The sequence below is a fragment of the Brucella sp. RRSP16 genome, assembly GCF_052246815.1.
GTDB lineage: Bacteria > Pseudomonadota > Alphaproteobacteria > Rhizobiales > Rhizobiaceae > Brucella > Brucella intermedia.
Genome location: NZ_JBQQAM010000059.1, coordinates 1 through 432, shown reverse-complemented (window position 1 = coordinate 432; position 432 = coordinate 1). Strand labels below are relative to the sequence as shown.

Genomic DNA, 432 nt, shown 5'->3' with positions numbered 1-432 from the left:
CGAAGGCGCTGTGCTAACCGCAAGGAGGCAGGCGACCACGGTAGGGTCAGCGACTGGGGTGAAGTCGTAACAAGGTAGCCGTAGGGGAACCTGCGGCTGGATCACCTCCTTTCTAAGGAAGCTTCGGAACAGGAAGACGCTGGATTTATCCAGATGACCTTTCCCTCGCTTATTAGAACATAGATCGCAGAGTAGTCGCTCTGACGATCGCTTTGCAGGCGTGCCGCCTTCGTTTCTCTTTCTTCATTGTTGATTGCTCACGGGCCGTATCGCAGCTGACGCTGCTGGCCCTGCGCAGGCGCGGCCCATCGGGGCCGACGGCCGGTCGGCCTTGCGAAGCTTTGCTTCGGGGGTGGACTTCTGGATCGCGTAGCAGCGTTTGCGTCGGTATCTGGGCTTGTAGCTCAGTTGGTTAGAGCACACGCTTGATAA

The 432-nt window shown here is 58.1% G+C and carries 1 rRNA gene; it reads left to right on the top strand.

Going from position 1 to position 432, the window contains the following annotated elements:
* A 16S ribosomal RNA gene (locus ACS5UA_RS22885) occupies nt 1-112 on the top strand; the annotation flags it as partial.
* Between the last annotated feature and the right edge of the window lie 320 nt (nt 113-432).